Here is an 18793-nt window from a genome sequence, read left to right on the forward strand (position 1 = left end):
AGCATGAGGAAGTAAAGCTCATGAATTGGATAGATTTTATTATTCTAGGTGTGATCGGCTTATCTGCGCTGATCAGTTTGGTTCGAGGATTTGTTAAAGAAGCATTGTCTTTAGTAATTTGGGCTGGCGCCTTCTTTATTGCCAGTCAGTATTACACAAGGTTGGCAGTGTACTTTACCAACATCCAAGATAACATGATTCGAAATGGGGCTGCGGTTGCCGCTCTGTTTGTCACAACATTGATTGTTGGTGCAGTAATTAACTACACCATAGGTCAATTGGTTCAGAAGACCGGCTTGTCGGGAACTGACCGAGTGCTCGGTATTGTGTTTGGTACATTACGCGGCGTGTTAATCGTTGCTGCGGTACTGTTTTTCTTGGATGCATTCACCAGTTTGTCAAATGCCGACTGGTGGCGTCAATCCCAGTTGATTCCCGAATTTAGTCGTCTGATCGCACCGTTTTTCGAACATCTTAAAGAAACGTCTAGCTTTTTATCCGGCGTGGTAAAAGCTTAACTGACCAATACTGAGGGTTTTAGACATGTGTGGTATTGTTGGAATTGTTGGTACAACTCCTGTTAATCAATCGATTTATGATGCGCTGACCGTTTTGCAGCATCGTGGGCAAGATGCAGCGGGTATTGTTACCATAGATAGCAATCGTTTTCGTCTACGTAAAGCGAATGGTTTAGTTAAGGATGTGTTTGAAGTAAAACACATGCAACGCTTACAAGGTACAGTGGGAATTGGACACGTCCGTTACCCAACTGCAGGGAGCTCTAGTGCTTCTGAAGCTCAACCGTTCTACGTTAACTCTCCTTTTGGTATTACGCTTGCTCACAACGGTAATCTAACCAACGCTGCTGAAGTGCGTCAGAACCTTTTTGAAAAAGATCGTCGCCATGTAAATACAACTTCTGATTCAGAAGTGCTATTAAATGTACTTGCGCATAACATCGATATGACAAAAACATTTAACATCACAGAGCAAGATGTATTTGAAGCGGTAGAGCGTGTACATGAAACTATTCGTGGTGCTTACGCGGTAACGGCAATGATCATCGGCCACGGTATGGTTGCTTTTCGCGACCCTAATGGTATCCGTCCTCTTTGCTTAGGTAAGCGTGAAGTGGAAGGTGGCATTGAATACATGGTGGCTTCAGAGTCTGTTGCACTTGATGCTGTTGGCTTTGATTTCATGAGAGATGTAGCCCCTGGTGAAGCGGTTTACATTACTTTTGATGGCAAGTTGTTTACTCAGCAATGTGCAAAAAATCCACAATTGAACCCATGTATTTTTGAGTTTGTTTATTTTGCACGTCCTGATTCCTTTATTGATAAAATTTCGGTTTACAGTGCTCGTGTTGAAATGGGCAACAAACTGGGTGAGAAAATCAAACAAGAGTGGGGCGATTTAGACATTGACGTGGTGATCCCTATCCCTGAAACGTCATGTGATATCGCATTGCAGATTGCACAGATCATCGATAAACCTTATCGCCAAGGTTTTGTTAAAAACCGCTATGTTGGCCGTACGTTTATCATGCCAGGTCAGCAACAACGTAAAAAATCAGTTCGTCGTAAACTCAACGCTATTCGTTCTGAGTTTAAAGGCAAGAACGTATTACTTGTTGATGACTCAATTGTTCGTGGTACTACTTCAGAGCAGATTATTGAAATGGCGCGCGACTCAGGTGCAAACAAGGTTTATATCGTTTCTGCAGCACCAGAGGTTCGCTTCCCGAACGTTTACGGCATCGATATGCCAAGTGCAAATGAGTTGATTGCTCATGGTCGTGAAGCGGATGAGATTGCTGAGTTAATTGGCGCTGATGGCTTGATGTTCCAATCCCTTGAAGATCTTGTTTCTGCAGTCGGTGAGGGTAACCCTGACGTGAATGTATTTGAAACTTCCGTATTCAGTGGTCAATACGTTACCGGTGATGTGGATCAGAAGTATCTCGATTTCTTAGATTCAATGCGTTCTGATGATGTGAAAGCAGACAATATGGCGCAAGATATCGCAAACCTTGAGATGTATAACGAAGGCGCTTAATACTCCTTTGTTTTAGAACTAAAAAAGGCTCTGCATTTGCAGAGCCTTTTTGTTTGTACGGCATCTTTAATTAAGCAAATTTTCTAATACCAATCACAGTCAGTAGAGGAATATCCTAGTTGGATTTGTTCATTTACTGACTGTGATTGGTATTATTTTTGTTATTGATTTAGTTAAAGTAATCGCGAATGTAATCGATAAATAGACGCGTTTTTTCAGGGATATGATCTTTGTGATTATAAAGCATGAAAATGTCGCGTGGGTTAGCGGTCCATTCAGGTAATACTTGCACAAGTCCGCCAGATTCGATGTGTTGGTCAACCATCACATCAGGAACAAGTGCGATACCAACACCACAAGAACAAGCGTGTCTTACCACGTTAAGATCAGATGCTTCTAAGCGACCCTTTGCCTTATTCACCACTGTCTCACCATGGATATTAACCAGTGACCAGTGAGTAAGAGGCAGACCTTTCAACAAAGAGTGCGCTGTAAGGTCTTCAGCGTGCTGTAGAGAGGTTGTATTGTTCTTTAGGTAATCTGGGCTAGCAACTAGAATGTCTTTCACTTCTGTGAGCTTTCTAGCGATTAGATTAGAATCTCGTTGAGGGCCAACTCGGAAAATCATATCCCATTCAGTTGGGTCTAATTCATCTGCACGGTTAGTCATGTTCAGATCGATTTGAATGTCAGGGTAAGTTTTCATAAACCCTTCCATTAGAGGCATTAGCATACGCTTGGTAAGGTTAGCGGGAGAAGAAACTCTCAAGCGCCCTGCTGCTCCTCGACATTCTTCACCCAATTCAACTGCAGAAGTGGAAATTTGTTTCAGAAGTGGACCACACTGCTCATAGAAACGTTGTCCTGCTTCTGTCAGCGTTAGCTTACGTGCATGTCGATTTAGAAGGCGCAAATCAATCGCATCCTCTAACGCTTGTATGCGTCGTGTGATAGTTGCAACTGGAATTCTAGTTGCTCGTGATGTTGCTGTATAGCTTCCATGCTCCACGACTTGGCGGAACAAATTGAGGTCATCGAGTTTCATTGTGTCTTTCATGATCTAGATATGCACTCACATAAATGAGGGTATAAACCCTATGGGTGAAGATGATTAAGGCGTTATTATCAATCAGTTTAAACAATTTGTCGTTAAAATAACTCAATTATCTTTGTTAATATTTTGACGACCATCTAATGTTATATCTAATAAAATAGACTTAAAGAGTGTAAAGTGCACGTAGAAAATAGCTTATTGGAACTGCAAATGATTGAAAAACAAGCAGGTGATGTATTAATCCTCGATGATGATGTCGTTTTTAGGACTTTAGTGAGTTCATTACTTAAAGCGCAAAATTATCGTGTTTTTGAAGCTGACAATGGATTAGTCGGTTTACAACATTTATCTAAACATGTTCCGGACTTAGTTATTTGTGATATTGAAATGCCATTATTAGATGGTATTGAGTTTGTTGAAGAGGTCAGTCAGCAATATCCTTCGTTACCAATGATCGTGGTTTCGGGGACCGATAAAATATCGGTAGTGGCGAAAGCGTTAAAGTTTGGAATTAAAGATTTTGTCACTAAACCCATTACTGATCCTACCCACTTACTTAAAACTGTCGCCAGCACGCTTAAAGAAGCACAAGATTGTGCTGTAACAGGGCGAGATTTTACCAGTCAATGGTTTCAGCTTAATCAGCAAGGTGAATTGCCCGATGATCAAGAACTGCATTGGCATTTAGACTATTTGCATCAAAACCCGAGTATCTCAAGAGATCTTTTGCAAGCCCTTGTACCCGAAGATAAAACTCATCAAGGGGTTTGGCGTTGTCATTTCAGAGTTCTGCAAAGTTTAGACACTTTGCCGGTGGTTTATGACTATGCATGGGGTATGAACGGTCAGTTTTTATTTTATGTACTGGACTCAGACTCTAGTGAGCAATATGGCGTATCCACAACCTTATTAATTCGCGCCTTATTTAATGATTACATTCGTAGTCAGGAAGGGCCGGTATTCCATATCCAAGATCTGGTGAGTAGTTTAAATAAAGGCATACGTTATGCCGATTATGGTGAGCCAATTAATGCGGTTATTGGCTTAGCTGATTTTCCAAATAAAGAGTTTCAAGTATTAAGTGCCGGGCTTGATGGTACGTGGTCGAATAGCTTGACCGGCAACACATTAGTTTCGCAAATTAGTTTGGGTGAAGATGAGTCATTAACACAACAGGTTTTCCCATTGGCATCAACGGGTAAAAACACTCTAAAGTTAAGTGGATTATCTCAAGCAAATTGCCAAATTATTATCGAAGGGGAATAGGCAGAATAAGTTGTCCTGTTGTTTTTTTAATAGTTCAGATATTCTGCACGGTAATATTTAGATCGTACGGGTAAAAGTGTGGATAGTGCTCCTACCTCGATAAAAAGAGTTGTTTTAATCTGCATTGGCATCATCAGTCTACTGTTAGGTGTGCTTGGTGCGATATTACCTTTACTTCCCACTACGCCGTTTATATTGCTTGCCAGTGCGTGCTTTATGCGCGCTTCACCACGTTTAAATCAAAAGCTCTTATCACATTCGACATTTGGTCCAATCATTGAGCATTGGCAACAAAGCCGTAGTATGCAGCGCGTAGTTAAACGAAAAGCGAGCATGATGACTGTGTTGAGCTTTGCCATTTCCATCTATTTTGTTCCATTAATATGGGTGAAGTTGGCGCTGGTGGTACTTATGAGTGGATTACTGACCTATTTGTGGCGATTACCTGAGCCTACGGTATAGTTCGAGAATGAAAACTTGAGGTATAGCATAGTGTGACTTGCTCAAAATTGATAAACTCACTACTATGACGTCCACTTATATCAATCTAAATGTGTGATGATTAACATCCCGTTTAAATTGGTATCAATCACATCCAACCTGATAGTAAATCTCACGTCTCACAAGCCAATTATTAAGCTAGAGTATGACTGAGTCACGATAAACGACTCCTTTTGCTGTGAATCTAGATGAGTACTGCATGGTTAACAACTGACATAACAGTAAGAATAATTATGAATATTGAAAAGCAAGCCTTGGTCAAAGCAAGTATTAAAAGTATCACTGATTATCCTAAACCAGGCATCTTGTTCCGTGATGTCACCAGTTTGATGGAAGATGCTCAAGCATATAAAGCATCCATTGAGATGTTCATTGAGCGCTACCAAGGCATGGGATTTACTAAGGTCGTGGGCACAGAGGCGCGCGGTTTCTTATTTGGTGCGCCACTTGCTTTAGAGCTAGGCATTGGTTTTGTGCCAGTGCGTAAGCCGGGTAAACTACCACGCGAAACGATTTCTCAATCTTATGAATTAGAATACGGTACCGATGTACTAGAAATTCATACTGATGCGATTGTTGAAGGCGACAAAGTGCTAGTGGTTGATGATTTATTAGCAACTGGCGGCACCATTGAAGCAACCACTAAACTTATCCGTCAGTTAGGTGGGGAAGTTGAACATGCGGCGTTTGTCATCAACTTACCAGAAATTGGTGGCGATAAACGCATTGCAAAAATGGGCATCGAAGTCTTTAGCCTATGCGAGTTTGACGGCCACTAATTCATTGTCATATCAGGATAATTAATGAGTTATTTAGCGTTAGCGCGAAAATGGCGACCTAAGCAATTTAAAGAAGTTGTTGGTCAAGAGCATGTTTTAACCGCGTTAGAAAATGCCCTTGATCAAAACCGACTCCATCACGCTTATCTGTTAAGTGGCACCCGAGGTGTGGGTAAAACAACGATAGGGCGATTGCTTGCCAAAGGTTTAAATTGTGAAACCGGTATTACCGCAACCCCTTGTGGTGTGTGCCAAAGCTGTATTGAAATTGATCAAGGACGTTTTGTTGATCTTTTAGAAATAGATGCTGCGTCTCGAACCAAAGTGGAAGATACTCGTGATCTTTTAGATAACGTTCAGTACAAACCGGCGCGTGGTCGTTTTAAGGTTTATCTCATCGATGAAGTGCATATGTTGTCAAAACATAGCTTTAATGCACTCTTAAAAACCCTTGAAGAGCCACCAGAATACGTTAAGTTTTTGCTGGCCACGACCGATCCACAAAAATTGCCAGTCACGATCTTATCTCGTTGTTTGCAGTTTCATCTAAAACCGATCACAGTCGAAAACATTCATCAGCAACTTGAGCATGTACTTGAGCAAGAAGGCGTCAGTCGTGAAGACCGCGCGCTTGGAATGCTTGCCCATGCCGCTGACGGCAGTATGCGTGATGCCTTGAGTCTAGCTGATCAAGCGATAGCGTTAGGTAATGGCTCTGTAGTGACGACTCAAGTCTCTGCCATGCTAGGGACGCTCGACAGTGAACAAGCACTTTACCTAATTGATGCCTTAATTAAACGACAGGCATCAGCCAGCCTTGCCGCGCTAGATCAATTGGCCGCTAATGGCGTTAGTTGGAATGGGCTATTACAAGAGTTGGCAATGCAGTTACATCGTATTGCGATGTATCAAGTATTACCTGCCACTTTAGACCCATCGCATCTTGATACAGAAAGAGTGCAGCATCTTGCAGGTGAAATGTCACCTCAAGAAGTACAGCTTTACTATCAGATTGCATTGAAAGGGCGCAAAGAGCTTTCAATGGCTCCGACTGAGAGAGCAGGGGCTGAGATGACCTTGCTACGCATGCTTGCATTTAGCCCTAAAGCAGAATCCTTAGCGAATACTATTTCCACACACAGTGTTGCTCCGGCTGCATCAGTGCAATCATTGCCTGTGGTTGATACTACGCCGGCGATGGAACGACCATCACCGGTACAGCAAGCTAAAAAAGTGCTTGAGCAACCGCAAAGAACGACGCCTGTTGTGGATTCATCGATTAATCGCCAGCCGGTGATCGAAAGCCCTGAGCATCCGTCAGTTTCGGATCTTGCAGATAGCCGTTCAAATAGCCCGGCACATGTGCCGGAAAGTACTGGTGTTAGTCATACTGCAGCGCCAAACGAAACGGTGAAGAGTCCTCTGGTTGGATTGCGTCATCAGCTTCGCTCTAAAAGACAAAGCAAGTCATCATCGCAAGGTGACAGTGCAAAAAAGGGTGAAGCAACACAGACCAAGATGACGAAAAAAGAGAGTGTTTTACAGCGAGTGACGCAACAGCATCCTCCTAAAGCACCCTCAGAGTCAGTGTTGCAGCAAAAAGTGGATACCAGCGGTCAGCCGTATCAATGGCAAGCATCAAAACCACTACAAGCAGAACAGAAAAAACCTAGCCTAACGCCAGCGTTATTAAAAAAAGCGTTAGAGCATGAGAAAACGCCAGATATGGTGAATAAGCTGCTTGAAGAGTCAGTGACTCAAGACAGTTGGTGCGCACTAATCGCCAAATTAAACACGGCGAAATTGGTGGAACAGTTGGCGCTAAACTCTTATTACGAAGAAAAAGAAGACGCTATTGTGTTGCATTTAAGATCCAGTCAAAAGCATCTTAATAGTGACAAATCACGTCTTGAATTAATTGAAGCATTAACTCAAGTAACCGGTGAGACACGTCCTCTTAGCGTTCAGATTGATGAGCAAGGACAAACACCGTTAGAGTTGCGAGAAACCTTGTACCAAGGAAAACTTGAGCAAGCGTTTCAAAGTTTGGATAATGATGAACACATCAAGTTTATTGAAGCTCGCTTTTCTGCAGAGCTTGATAGAGAAAGTGTTCGTCCTATTTAGGGTTGAAATGGTCGGGCTTAGACCCCATTTCGATTGATATAATAATTACTACCGATATCAAAAGAGAGATTCAGAATGTTTGGAAAAGGCGGTATGGGCAACCTAATGAAGCAAGCCCAGCAAATGCAAGATCGTATGGCTAAAGTTCAAGACGAAATTGCACAAATGGAAGTGACCGGAGAATCTGGTGCTGGCCTTGTAAAGATCACCATTACTGGTAGCCACAATGTCCGTCGTGTTGACATTGATGAAAGCCTAATGGAAGACGACAAAGAAATGCTAGAAGATTTGATTGCAGCAGCATTCAATGATGCAGCGCGTCGTGTTGAAGAAACTCAAAAAGAAAAAATGGCTTCAGTGACTGGCGGTATGCAATTACCACCAGGCATGAAAATGCCATTCTAAGACGCGAATTAAATGCGTACCAGTAATATGCTGGAGCAATTAATGGAGGCCTTACGTTGTCTACCTGGGGTTGGCCCCAAGTCGGCGCAGCGTATGGCCTTTCATTTATTGCAGAGAGACAGAAGTGGTGGGGTTAAACTTGCTGATGCTCTTAGCCAAGCGATGACCGAAGTTGGTCATTGTAATGAATGCCGAACGTTTACCGAAAACGATATTTGCAATATATGTAGCAACCCTAAAAGGCAAAAAACTGGACAGATTTGTGTAGTGGAAAGCCCAGCAGATATTGCAGCAGTTGAGGCAACCGGTCAATATTCAGGTTTGTACTTTGTTTTGATGGGGCATTTATCCCCTCTTGATGGTATCGGTCCTAGTGATATCGGTTTAGATAAATTGGACTTTAAACTCCAAGAAGGTGAAGTGGCGGAAGTCATTCTAGCGACTAACCCTACGGTCGAAGGTGAAGCGACTGCGCAGTATATTGCTGAGCTTTGTCATATCCATCAAGTGAGTGCATCACGTATTGCCCATGGCGTCCCGGTTGGTGGAGAGTTAGAGTTAGTTGATGGTACAACCCTCTCTCACTCTTTATTAGGGCGACATAAGCTGTAATACCAATCGTACTAAATAACTGGTCATTCTAGCTTGTTAAAATACTCGATAACTGCGTTAGAATTTTTGATTGTAGAATAACTACTTATCGAAAAATTCTGCCTTGTTTTCGAGTATTTTTCCTGCGCTATTTCTGATCACTTACTTAGTGTGATTGGTATAAAATCGAACCAATAAAAAGGCCGTTTAGTTTTTGACTAAACGGCCTTTTCTATCTCTATGAGATTGGTATTATTCTTTTCCAGCTACGGCTTTATACACGATTGCACCGATAATACCGCCGATAATAGGGGCAACCCAGAATAGCCATAATTGGCTAAGTGCGTAATCACCTACATACACAGCAACCGCCGTACTACGAGCTGGGTTAACAGAAGTGTTGGTTACCGGAATACTGATAAGGTGGATTAGGGTTAAGCAAAGGCCAATGGCAAGTGGTGCCAAACCTGCTGGAGCGCGTTTATCGGTTGCGCCCATAATCACAAACAAGAATACCGCAGTTAGGGTGATTTCAGTCACCAGTGCCGCTAGCATGCTGTAACCGTGCGGAGAGTGCTCTCCATAACCATTGGTTGCGAAGCCACCAATATCCGCGCCCGCTTTACCAGTGGCAATGATGTATAAAACGCCACCCGCAATGATGCCACCAATTACTTGGGCAACGATGTAAGGGACAACCTCTTTAGCTTCATGACGACCGCCCGCCCAAAGCCCAATTGTAATTGCGGGGTTTAGGTGACAACCTGAGATATGACCAATAGCAAACGCCATAGTCACCACTGTTAAACCGAATGCAAGAGCGACACCTAGGTATCCAATACCTAAATCTGGAATGCCAGCCGCTAACACTGCACTACCACAACCGCCTAGCACTAACCAAAATGTGCCAATTAGCTCAGCCATGTACTTATTCATAAAACGTCCTTTGAATCTGATTGAGTTCTGAACTAAAAATATACGCTATTTGCCATATAGGCAAAGTTTCCGTGGATATTTATTCAGGCGGTAATGTATTCAAGTTCTGTAAGGATCTCAATAGCTTGTTTGGCGTTTTCACCGCAAACCCATTTTGCAGCTTTGAAATCATGGCAAACATCAGGACGTTCTTTTTTGCCAAATAGCTTGCATAGATTGTCATCGGTGAGTTGTTTACAACGCTCACCTGCTTTTTTCCCATGTGGGTGTAGCGGGAAACTACTAGAGATACTGGGTGCAATACAGCACGCCCCGCAATACAGTCGACATTCCATACAGTTGTTCTCAAAGATTTAAAGGGAGGATTATCGCCATATTTACTAGGATTGAAAGAAGTTTTACTCAAACAGTGAAAACTATACTTGTAAGCCTTTGATTATCGTTTGTGCTTGTATTTTAGGCGTCAAATAGGTATAAAACGCCTCCAAGTTCACGACGGTAAATTAATGATGACTTCTCCATTTTGGCAAACAAAAACCCTAGAACAAATGAGCGAACAAGAATGGGAAGCTCTTTGTGATGGCTGTGGTAAGTGTTGCCTGCACAAATTAATGGATGAAGACAGCGATGAAGTTTATTACACCAATGTGGCGTGTAGCTGGTTGAACAGCAAAACCTGCAGCTGTAAAGATTATGAAAATCGTTTTGAGTCAGGAGAGGAGTGTCTCAAACTGACTCGTGATAAAATTCATGAGTTTCATTGGCTCCCAGAAACCTGCGCTTATCGTCTGCTTTCCGAAGGTAAAACATTGCCACAGTGGCATCCACTGATCACCGGCTCCAAGTCTGCTATGCATGCCGCAGGCGAAAGTGTTCGCAATAAAGTGGTTTACGAAATTGATGTGATAGATTGGCAGGATCACATATTAAATCTGCCGGATAGATATAAGAAATAGAACGGTTTTTCTGTTATTGATTGACTGAAAAAATCGTGAATAGATTGAATTAAAAAGAGGCTAAGATGAAACTCATCTTAGCCTCTTTTGGATCATGCTTTTATTATTGCGCGGCGACTTTATTGTTAGATGCGATATCAACTTGAGTCACACCTTCAACTGTCTTCAGTGTGGCTTGAAGAGCCAACAGATCCTGCTGCCCTGCATTGATCACCACCATATTACTCAGCGTATCTTTATCAACAGAAAGCACCAATTGAACATCAAACTGGTTAAGAGAATCAAATAATTGCTGAGCATGCTCTTTTGCCACAGTAATGATCATTTCGCCACTGGCTTGATAACTCATGTGAGTCTCAGAGTCACGAATGACATCACCCGCATAGATATGCTCTGTTTGTTGAAAACCATTACTGGTTTGTATTTGATAAGCTGCCAACGCAGGTTGCGCTAGAAGCAGAGTCGTAGCAAGCATTGATACGCAAGGCAGTGTTAACGTTAACTTCATTTTATGCTCCTTTGTTATCAGCATGGCCATTAATTTGGATAGACCAATTATGCATGATCCCTGGCGTACTATTGTTTGTCGCAACAATAAGATGGGAATGAACAAAATCTGCCGCGCTAGTACTGACGTTTTGTGAGTAGACTTTATCATTGGCATCGTACACTTTGAGTGTCCATTGCCCTTGCATAGGCTCACCCCAGAACGTATTGATATCAAACGTAAACTGCAAATTATGCATACGGTACAGTGGATTAGCACTGACTAGTGGAATACCGTTGTATGGGTTTAATACAATGGCGTGCGTGCCTTTAGGCGAGATAAGCTCAACTTGTAGATCGTTAAGTCTCTCGTGATCAATGTTAACCTGTAATGATACGGTTTCGATTGTGCCGCTTTTATCTACTTTAAGTGTGTCAGTTAAACCTTTGGCACTTGCGTCAGGAATGGCTTTTTCTAACGGCTGTATTGGCTTGACCGTTGGGTATTCAATTAATGGCCCTAAGGTATTTGATGGATAGGTTTTAGCCATCGCAATCGCTTTATCAATATCAATTAGACCAAAGCCGTAACGGTTATTGAAATGCAGCCCAGCAGCATTGGTTATCCAACCATTTTGCGCAATTAAGTCACCATCTTTAAGCGCAAGCGTGACGCTTGGGCTATCGAGGTCAATTTGTTTGGCTGTATGCGCTAGGATATTACGAACATCACGCCATGAAAGATCATCATTTACTGAGAGAATATCGGCAACAGCGCCCGATACCACAGGTGTTGCCGCAGATGTTCCATCCATAGCAGCGTCATAATCACAGTTGGCGTTTTCTAGTAGTCTGCCTTGGTTAAATCCATCAACAAAGCTATCAACTACTGAGAAGTTGGCAAAGCCAGAGCTTTCGGTACAACCCATGACATCAGTGGTGATGATGCGTCCATAAGGTCTTTCACCACCCAGTCCAGAAATAAACATATTGGCACCAGAGCCAGAATAGCTTGCCTGTTTACCTTGCGCGGTTACCGCGCCCACTACGGTTACATACGGAGAGTTTTGATAGAGGCTAAGCATGGCGCCTCTAAACGGCAAACCGTGGTTAATTGTTTTTGGTGTCACTTGAGGATCAAATGTGCGGTAGTCAATCGCCTCTTTATCCGTCGGTTGATAATAACGTTCATCGGTCCACTCATAGCCTTGTTCGTTATTCGCGGAGGATTTTATATAGATAATGCCTTTACCATCAAAGCCTAATAGTGCGCCTTGTTTTGTTATACCCTTATGAATTTGGTTGTACATGCAGATGGAGGCGTATTCATTGGCACAAAAACCAATGGAACCCCAGCTTTCATTGTAGATACGCGCAAGGCCATCTAAGGTTTGCTCATCAAGGTTTAAGGGGGCTACACCACTTGGTTTTACTGCTTTAGCAAAACCATGGCTTCTAGCAAAATCAAAGGCACTGGAGGTGGCATCTAGCATGTTAAAACTGATAATTTTGGCATCGGGCGCTACGCCACGTCCGCCTATATTATTCCAACCTTTTTCAGCGATGATACCGGCAACAGCAGTACCATGTCCGTTGATAACCGGCATGATGTTAAACCCTGGCAGCAGGTTCATTGAGCCTTCACCTACGTTTAAATCAGGATGAGTGAGCTGTACACCATGGTCAACAACTGCAACGGTGATGCCTTTACCTAAATACCCAGATGCTAGCGCATCTTTCATATTGATGTCGGTTTTTCCGTCAGCCGGTAAGTTGAGATCAGTGTATGAAGCTTGACCTAGATTATGTAGGTGCCATTGCTCAGGGTAGAGTGGGTCACTATTGATTTGAATTTTGATGGTTTTTTGTTCATCGTCATCTTGATAAACCAAGGTATCAATAGAGTGGCTTTCATCAGTAGCAGTCTGTGGGATATATAAAAATGAATTATGCTCTTTTTGAATAGCACCGTGCGTCACACCTTTAGTATCCACTAAAGATAATGTATGTCCAGTATGAACAAAACGCACCAAGCGACCAGCTTGAGTGTAGATCATCGCACTTGAATTAGGGACTAACTCTTGTGGTTGAAATATTGCATCTTGTGGAACAGCAGCAAATAATGTTTGATTGTGCGCTGTAGGCTTGGCTGAGCCGGATGACTCTCCTCCACAACCATTGAGTACACCTAGCCCTACAAGGCAAACAATAACGGTATTTTTTTTCATTATATTATCCCTTAGCTAAGTTGTGGTAGCAGTTCAAATAGCACGCGCTTATCACGTTCAATTTGCAGTTGGTAGTTTTCTGCTTGTTGTAATGGTGAAAGCGAATTACCCCCTACTGGTAATGGCGCGTTCGTTTGAGAACCAGAGTTCTGGTTATTTGTCGGCAACGGTGGTTTCGATTGAGCTACTGGCCCATTTGTGCTTGTTGGCAGTGGTGGTTTTATCTGAGGTAGTGGGGGTGTCAACTGTTGCTGATTAATGCTGTACAATTTAAAAACAGAGTTTTGAATTCGGTCTCTTAGCTTAGCGGCAAGAATGTTTTCTGGGCCAATATAAACACTTTTACCTGTCTCTGGATCATAGACTTCATCAGCTGCAACCCAATTAGGCTGTATCGTATATTGGTTACTCGCGGCATCATAGGTATAGATTGGGCTTCCTTGATTTAAGCCTTCATCTTTATGCACAGACACGTACTCTCGCCATTCGGTGCTATGTCCGTATGATCCTTGAACACCATCTTCAGTGGCGATAACTACCTGCTTGAGCAAAGCTTTTAGGTAGTTAATACGCATTGTCATGCCTTCTTCAGTCGCATTAGAAAAGGGCAAATCAAAGTGTTGGTACAGATGTTTGTTAGAACTGGATTTAGTCACCGGCTCAATGTATTTATTTGCCGCATCATTACCCCTATCACCTTGGATGTTATAGGCGATGAATTTCTCAATGTAGTTTTCGTAATAATACCCTTTATTGGATGAAGAAATATAAGGTGCATAAGGTTGACCTGCCGCAACCGGACCCTCATTGGTAATATCACTGTATTGGATGATATCTTGCTTACAGGTGTTCTTGAACTGATCTTGCGTTGGCATTTCAGTCGGGTATGACAACGGAGACTGTATTGTGCTCAAGTGATAGTCAGAGTAATCTGTATGCATGACCGAGTTACATAAGAACATTTCTACAACACGTCCCATCTTATGATCATAATCGACCATAGATAGGTTAGAAAAGTGATCCATAGGATCGAGATCTGAAGAGCGCAGTAGCTCGCGGACTAACTCAAGTTTGGTTGGCCATTGAGGTGCAATGCGTTTATATAAATTACCATCTTGCGGATGAATATCATTAGGCAGATTAATACCATTTAAAGGCGTAACGACAGATGCGGTTGCAGACGGTGTAATCTCTGCTCTGAAATTGTCTTCATTGCTGGCATCAATAGATTTAAGCGCAAGTGCGTTAACAACCGTTTGATTATTCATGATTAAGATCTTGATCAACATTGATTGATGCTGTTCATCTTGGAAAATCTTATATAAATCATTTGGATTATTGAACGCTGATTGCCCCTTATTAAACGCAATATGGGACTGAATAGCGGCTTTATAGACATCACTTAGATTAATATCAGTCACCAAAATGGGCTCAGAAGTATCAATCGTTAGATTTGGTTTTGGTCTTAGATATATTTTTACGCGAGCATCAACATCGTTCATGTTCATCGCGGAAACCGAATAAAAAATACTCGAATCTAAGGCAAAACGCAGAGATGTACATTGCTCAAGCCCTGCAGGCGAATAAGGTGATGGCACAGAATTAAAATTATAAGGACAGCTTTGATCATTAAGATAATCGTCAGCATCATAGATGCCGGCCGCATTTGCTGAACGTGCAATATTATGACGAACTTTTATCAGTGAGCTGCTCGCCGTATAGTAATCACCATTATCAAACACTTTACCCAAAGCCGACATATCATATAAGCCGTTACCCGCTAAGGCTTGGTTGAAGAATGCGATATACAGACCACCCAACAATTGACGGCTGATGCTGCTTAGCGTATCTGCGCCACCGAGGTTAGTCGCGGAAGACTGCAGTGCAATATCTGACTTATTACAATAGAAATCGGTCTCAATATCGGCATCACTACAGAACTCATAGCGCACCGAATCCATGTTATAAGATTGCTCCATTGATGAGATAGCGCCATTGCCAAGAGAAGGTGCTGTAGGCAACTCTTTCTGCCATTGGCTGATAATATTATTATCGTGGCTTTCTAAGCTCATCCAATGTGCATCAGCATCAAATAGACTATTTCCAGTATATGGATCTGAGGTATCGGTTTGTATTTCGCGAGCGTAGCCAAAACGTAATGCCGCCAGATCGTATGCACCATAAATTTTATTGTAGTAAGAGTCACCCGCCATATACTCCATGACAGAGCTGTATTGGGTGATGATTTGCATCGACTTGTCACCCGAAACACCTAATGCACTATCAATTTTAGGTTGTACAGTCTTATAAAATGGTGAGTTCTTCGAAAAGTGATGAGAAATATCAATACTTGAACGGAAGTTATGACGAAGCCCAAGTGAGTGGCCTAATTCGTGGGTCAAAATAGCCGAGTAGAAACCATTACCAGTGATTTCTTGTACCAGTAATTTGTTTTTATCGGATAGCTCAGAGTAGGGCAGCATATCTGAGTGTCTAGGTTCACCTGTCCATAATTCTGGGTTATCCCAAAATGAGGAATCAGGCCCATAAATTGGCGCTAGATTTGTGGTCCAGAAGCTTTGAATATCTAAAGGTAATCGAGCTTTTGAACCTTGTTGAGGGACAGGGGTTTTTTGCGGTACAGGAGGCGTATCACTGGATGTTGCCACGTCGACACCACTGTCGATAATCGTAGTACTTGTGCTGTGACCCTGTACGGAATTAAACGTTTCTAGTCCATGCAGTGAGTTATAGAATTTAGTCGATTGAGCTAGATTGCTACGTTGAGTCTCGGTCAGTGCCGGTTCATCGCTAACCGTATCGTAGCTGCTTGTGTCTGTTGAAGTTGATGTTAGGGTACTCGTGGAATCGAGTTTAACCTCACCGCTACTGAGCTCTTTGCTCAGATCAGATGCATTTACTTGACCATTTAAGTATTTAAAAGTGTCTTGAATGATTTTATAGCGTTCTTCGGTTCCGGTAGAACGTGCCATTGGCAAATTCATAATAATACGAGAACTGACAATTTCCCCAGTTTGGGTATCAGTAATCGATTCAGTCAGTCCACTGTAGTTAAAGTTATCAGCAAAATTATCAAGACTGATGAAGCTATAACGCAGGTCGCCAAATCGTTTATCACCTTGTTTTTCAAGAGTAATACTTGGTACACCTGTTTTTGCTTGTTGCAGTTCGATATTAATGGCTTTGACGGTTCTCTTAGCCGAATCCAAATACGGTTTGTTTTGTGGAAGGTAATAGCGATTATCTAAATAATAGGTAATGGTTTTACGATTAGGGTTCCAGCGGTAGAGGTAATTATGATAGCGGTGACCGTCTTGTAATTTGCTACGACTGCGCAATGAAATGTAGCCAAGATTGTCGGTTTCGCTATCAAAAAAGCCAAATCGAGCAAAGTCATCATGGGTATAAGGAACTGGCGTATATTCGTTTGTATCTAGGCTAGATTTAGCAACTAGTGAGTAGAATTCATGAGTTGAAAAACTGTTTGCGCCATTACCTGCTCCCATTTCGCTGCCGGCAATATTGCGATAGATCACTTGGCAAGAGTCGCTATTATTTAAGGTGTAGCGTTTTTCTAGCTCAAAGTTAATCACACCTTTAGTTAAATCAACCTCCGAACCTAACCATTGACCATCATGGACTAAGTTGGCACCGCCTTGCTGCTGCATGCAGTTATTGAATTGCTCGCCTGAACCTTCCTGATCTATAGAAAACTGCTCGACATTAGCAAAATCGGGAATGAAATAGTGTTTTTGATCCCACTGTATATCGGCATCAGAATCGACAACTTCTTGGTTGATACATTTATCGTAACTGTCTTCCTGACATTTATAGTCAACATAGTGACCAGGTATAAATAGCACCATTGGCCAGTTGTTAATATCATCACTATTTGCAGTGGTATAAATGTCTTTAGGCAACTCTCTAACTTCAATACCATCTTCAACTAAGTTGATGCGCACTGATGCGTGGCGTCTTAAGTCATAGGCAACAGAGTTGTTCAGATAAGAGGGCAGCTTGGTTATCGTATGGCTATATATAAGTTTAGAGTCATTAAGGCTCTTAATATCAACAGAGTTAACTTGATGAATATCTTTAGCGACTTCTTTATAATTTTCGTCTTTTGGCCCACAGCCAACAATGGCAAAAGAGCACATTAAAGACACTACAATTCCTTTGCAGTTCATATTATTCCTACTTATATACATACATTTACTACCGCTAGACTAAAGTGTAACCAATTGTAAAAATTAATTGCTAACTGTGAACTATATCGCCTTATGGTGAGTATGGTCAATTCGTGATTTTAAATTCAAATATTTCGAATATGAAAGTTTGAGCGTAAAGGTAGTGTTTGTAGGCAGGGCAGGGTGATCGGTAGGGATTGTGGCAGAGTGTGTAGAGGTAAAAAGATGCGTGATATGTCATTGTAAATGACTAAGTAAGCGACACAGCATGTTGCTAGATTAATAACATGCTGTGGTTAGTTTTTTGTATCAGGGTTTTAGTTAATCCTATACCGCTAGCTAACCTTATACACATGAAGATTAAAGTCAGCTTGGCAATCAAAAGTATCTAGGCTTTTGAGTTGCTGTTGTAATTGCTCTGTGGCCTTCCAAGCAAAAGGCGTCATTTGCAATAGCTCAAAGGCCAGTCCGTTATCAAGTTTCATGGGGTAGTTGAGCTTGATGTGATCAATTAACTGTAAGCCTTCAAAAGTATCGGCTTGTTCTTCATGCAAGCGTACTTCTTGGTAGATAAGTTCACGCAACTCAAATAAGTGTCGCGCGCCAGGGGTTACGGTGATGAGTAGGCCACCCGGTTTTAAGCAACGTAACAACTCTTGCTCTTTGCTCGGTGCGTAGACTTTGACTATCGCATCTAAGCTATGATCAGCAAAGGGCATTTTATAGCTAGAGGCCACACTAAAATGACAGTTGGGGTAACGTTTTGAAGCGTAGCGTATGGCGACTTTAGAAATATCTAAGCCATAAACTTGTGCGTTTTCACCCAATGTATTGGCCATTTCATTTGTGTAATAGCCTTCACCACATCCCATGTCTAAAACCGTCGGATTGGCAGTATCACTCATATATTGAGAAAGAGTCACAGCCAACTTTTGTTGAAGCGCCTGATAGTGTCCAGATTCCAGAAACAGTCGACGAGATTGCATCATCTCTTTGCTGTCGCCAGGGTTTTTAGAATGTTTATGATGCGCAGGCATTAGATTTACATAGCCTTCTTTTGCTTTATCAAATCTATGATTGTTAAGGCAGGTAAATGTACGAGACTCTAAAGCTAAAGATTGTGAACAAAGAGGGCAGGCGTAGATCATAATAACTTGGCTAGAAAAATGTTATGCAGATAGTAGTCTCAATCAAGGAT

The 18793-nt window shown here is 42.1% G+C and carries 16 protein-coding genes; 9 read left to right on the forward strand and 7 right to left on the reverse strand.

Translation table 11 applies throughout. From position 1 onward, the window contains the following. Positions 1 to 20 precede the first annotated feature (20 nt). Both A9260_RS00250 and purF read left to right on the forward strand, forming a co-directional pair. Positions 21 to 518 carry a CvpA family protein gene (locus A9260_RS00250; RefSeq protein WP_068695024.1) on the forward strand — a complete coding sequence of 166 codons (498 nt, stop codon included), beginning with the start codon at positions 21 to 23 and terminating at the stop codon, positions 516 to 518. 25 nt (positions 519 to 543) lie between these two features. After that, positions 544 to 2058, forward strand: a complete 1515-nt coding sequence (gene purF, locus A9260_RS00255) for an amidophosphoribosyltransferase (RefSeq protein WP_068695026.1) — start codon at positions 544 to 546, stop codon at positions 2056 to 2058. A gap of 169 nt (positions 2059 to 2227) precedes the next feature. Here the strand turns inward: purF and A9260_RS00260 are convergent, their stop codons facing one another. Further along, the gene (locus A9260_RS00260; protein WP_068695028.1) at positions 2228 to 3103 is read right to left on the reverse strand and encodes a LysR family transcriptional regulator; all 876 of its coding nucleotides are present in this window, start codon (positions 3101 to 3103) and stop codon (positions 2228 to 2230) included. Between the two features lie 186 nt (positions 3104 to 3289). Between A9260_RS00260 and A9260_RS00265 the strand changes: the two genes are divergently transcribed. The 6 genes from A9260_RS00265 to recR all read left to right on the forward strand — a co-directional run bounded on the left by A9260_RS00265 (position 3290) and on the right by recR (position 8802). After that, on the forward strand, positions 3290 to 4378 hold the full coding sequence (locus A9260_RS00265) for a response regulator (RefSeq protein ID WP_068695030.1): 1089 nt from the start codon (positions 3290 to 3292) through the stop codon (positions 4376 to 4378). Between the two features lie 78 nt (positions 4379 to 4456). Next, on the forward strand, positions 4457 to 4840 hold the full coding sequence (locus A9260_RS00270; protein ID WP_197485297.1) for a YbaN family protein: 384 nt from the start codon (positions 4457 to 4459) through the stop codon (positions 4838 to 4840). A 272-nt stretch (positions 4841 to 5112) separates the two neighbouring features. Beyond that, the gene (apt, locus tag A9260_RS00275; protein WP_068695032.1) at positions 5113 to 5658 is read left to right on the forward strand and encodes an adenine phosphoribosyltransferase; all 546 of its coding nucleotides are present in this window, start codon (positions 5113 to 5115) and stop codon (positions 5656 to 5658) included. A gap of 24 nt (positions 5659 to 5682) precedes the next feature. Next, on the forward strand, positions 5683 to 7785 hold the full coding sequence (gene dnaX / locus A9260_RS00280) for a DNA polymerase III subunit gamma/tau (RefSeq protein WP_068695034.1): 2103 nt from the start codon (positions 5683 to 5685) through the stop codon (positions 7783 to 7785). Between the two features lie 75 nt (positions 7786 to 7860). Next, positions 7861 to 8190, forward strand: coding sequence for a YbaB/EbfC family nucleoid-associated protein (locus tag A9260_RS00285; RefSeq protein WP_068695036.1), 330 nt, complete (start codon positions 7861 to 7863; stop codon positions 8188 to 8190). A gap of 12 nt (positions 8191 to 8202) precedes the next feature. Beyond that, positions 8203 to 8802 (forward strand): recombination mediator RecR, encoded by a 600-nt coding sequence (gene recR, locus A9260_RS00290; RefSeq protein WP_068695038.1) that lies wholly within the window; start codon positions 8203 to 8205, stop codon positions 8800 to 8802. A 231-nt stretch (positions 8803 to 9033) separates the two neighbouring features. On the opposite strand, the gene aqpZ is transcribed toward recR, so the two are convergent. Together aqpZ and A9260_RS00300 are read right to left on the reverse strand one after the other, a co-directional pair. Further along, positions 9034 to 9717: an aquaporin Z gene (aqpZ, locus tag A9260_RS00295; RefSeq protein WP_068695040.1), complete on the reverse strand. Its 684-nt coding sequence runs from the start codon at positions 9715 to 9717 to the stop codon at positions 9034 to 9036. An 83-nt stretch (positions 9718 to 9800) separates the two neighbouring features. Further along, complete coding sequence (locus tag A9260_RS00300) at positions 9801 to 10052, reverse strand: hypothetical protein (protein WP_068695042.1); 252 nt, start codon at positions 10050 to 10052, stop codon at positions 9801 to 9803. Positions 10053 to 10226: 174 nt separating this feature from the next. On the opposite strand from A9260_RS00300, the gene A9260_RS00305 reads away from it, so the two are divergent. Next, positions 10227 to 10673, forward strand: a complete 447-nt coding sequence (locus A9260_RS00305) for a YcgN family cysteine cluster protein (protein WP_068695470.1) — start codon at positions 10227 to 10229, stop codon at positions 10671 to 10673. Between the two features lie 103 nt (positions 10674 to 10776). On the opposite strand, the gene A9260_RS00310 is transcribed toward A9260_RS00305, so the two are convergent. The 4 genes from A9260_RS00310 to rlmA all read right to left on the reverse strand — a co-directional run bounded on the left by A9260_RS00310 (position 10777) and on the right by rlmA (position 18743). Further along, on the reverse strand, positions 10777 to 11181 hold the full coding sequence (locus tag A9260_RS00310) for a hypothetical protein (protein ID WP_068695044.1): 405 nt from the start codon (positions 11179 to 11181) through the stop codon (positions 10777 to 10779). Position 11182: 1 nt separating this feature from the next. Continuing rightward, positions 11183 to 13387 carry a S8 family serine peptidase gene (locus tag A9260_RS00315; RefSeq protein WP_068695046.1) on the reverse strand — a complete coding sequence of 735 codons (2205 nt, stop codon included), beginning with the start codon at positions 13385 to 13387 and terminating at the stop codon, positions 11183 to 11185. Positions 13388 to 13398: 11 nt separating this feature from the next. Continuing rightward, entirely contained in the window at positions 13399 to 17595 is a 4197-nt protein-coding gene (locus A9260_RS00320) for a hypothetical protein (protein WP_068695048.1), read from the reverse strand. Between the two features lie 335 nt (positions 17596 to 17930). Continuing rightward, complete coding sequence (rlmA, locus tag A9260_RS00325) at positions 17931 to 18743, reverse strand: 23S rRNA (guanine(745)-N(1))-methyltransferase (RefSeq protein ID WP_082957147.1); 813 nt, start codon at positions 18741 to 18743, stop codon at positions 17931 to 17933. Positions 18744 to 18793: the final 50 nt, after the last annotated feature.

The organism is Vibrio sp. UCD-FRSSP16_30 (assembly GCF_001676025.1).
Taxonomy (GTDB): Bacteria; Pseudomonadota; Gammaproteobacteria; order Enterobacterales; family Vibrionaceae; genus Vibrio.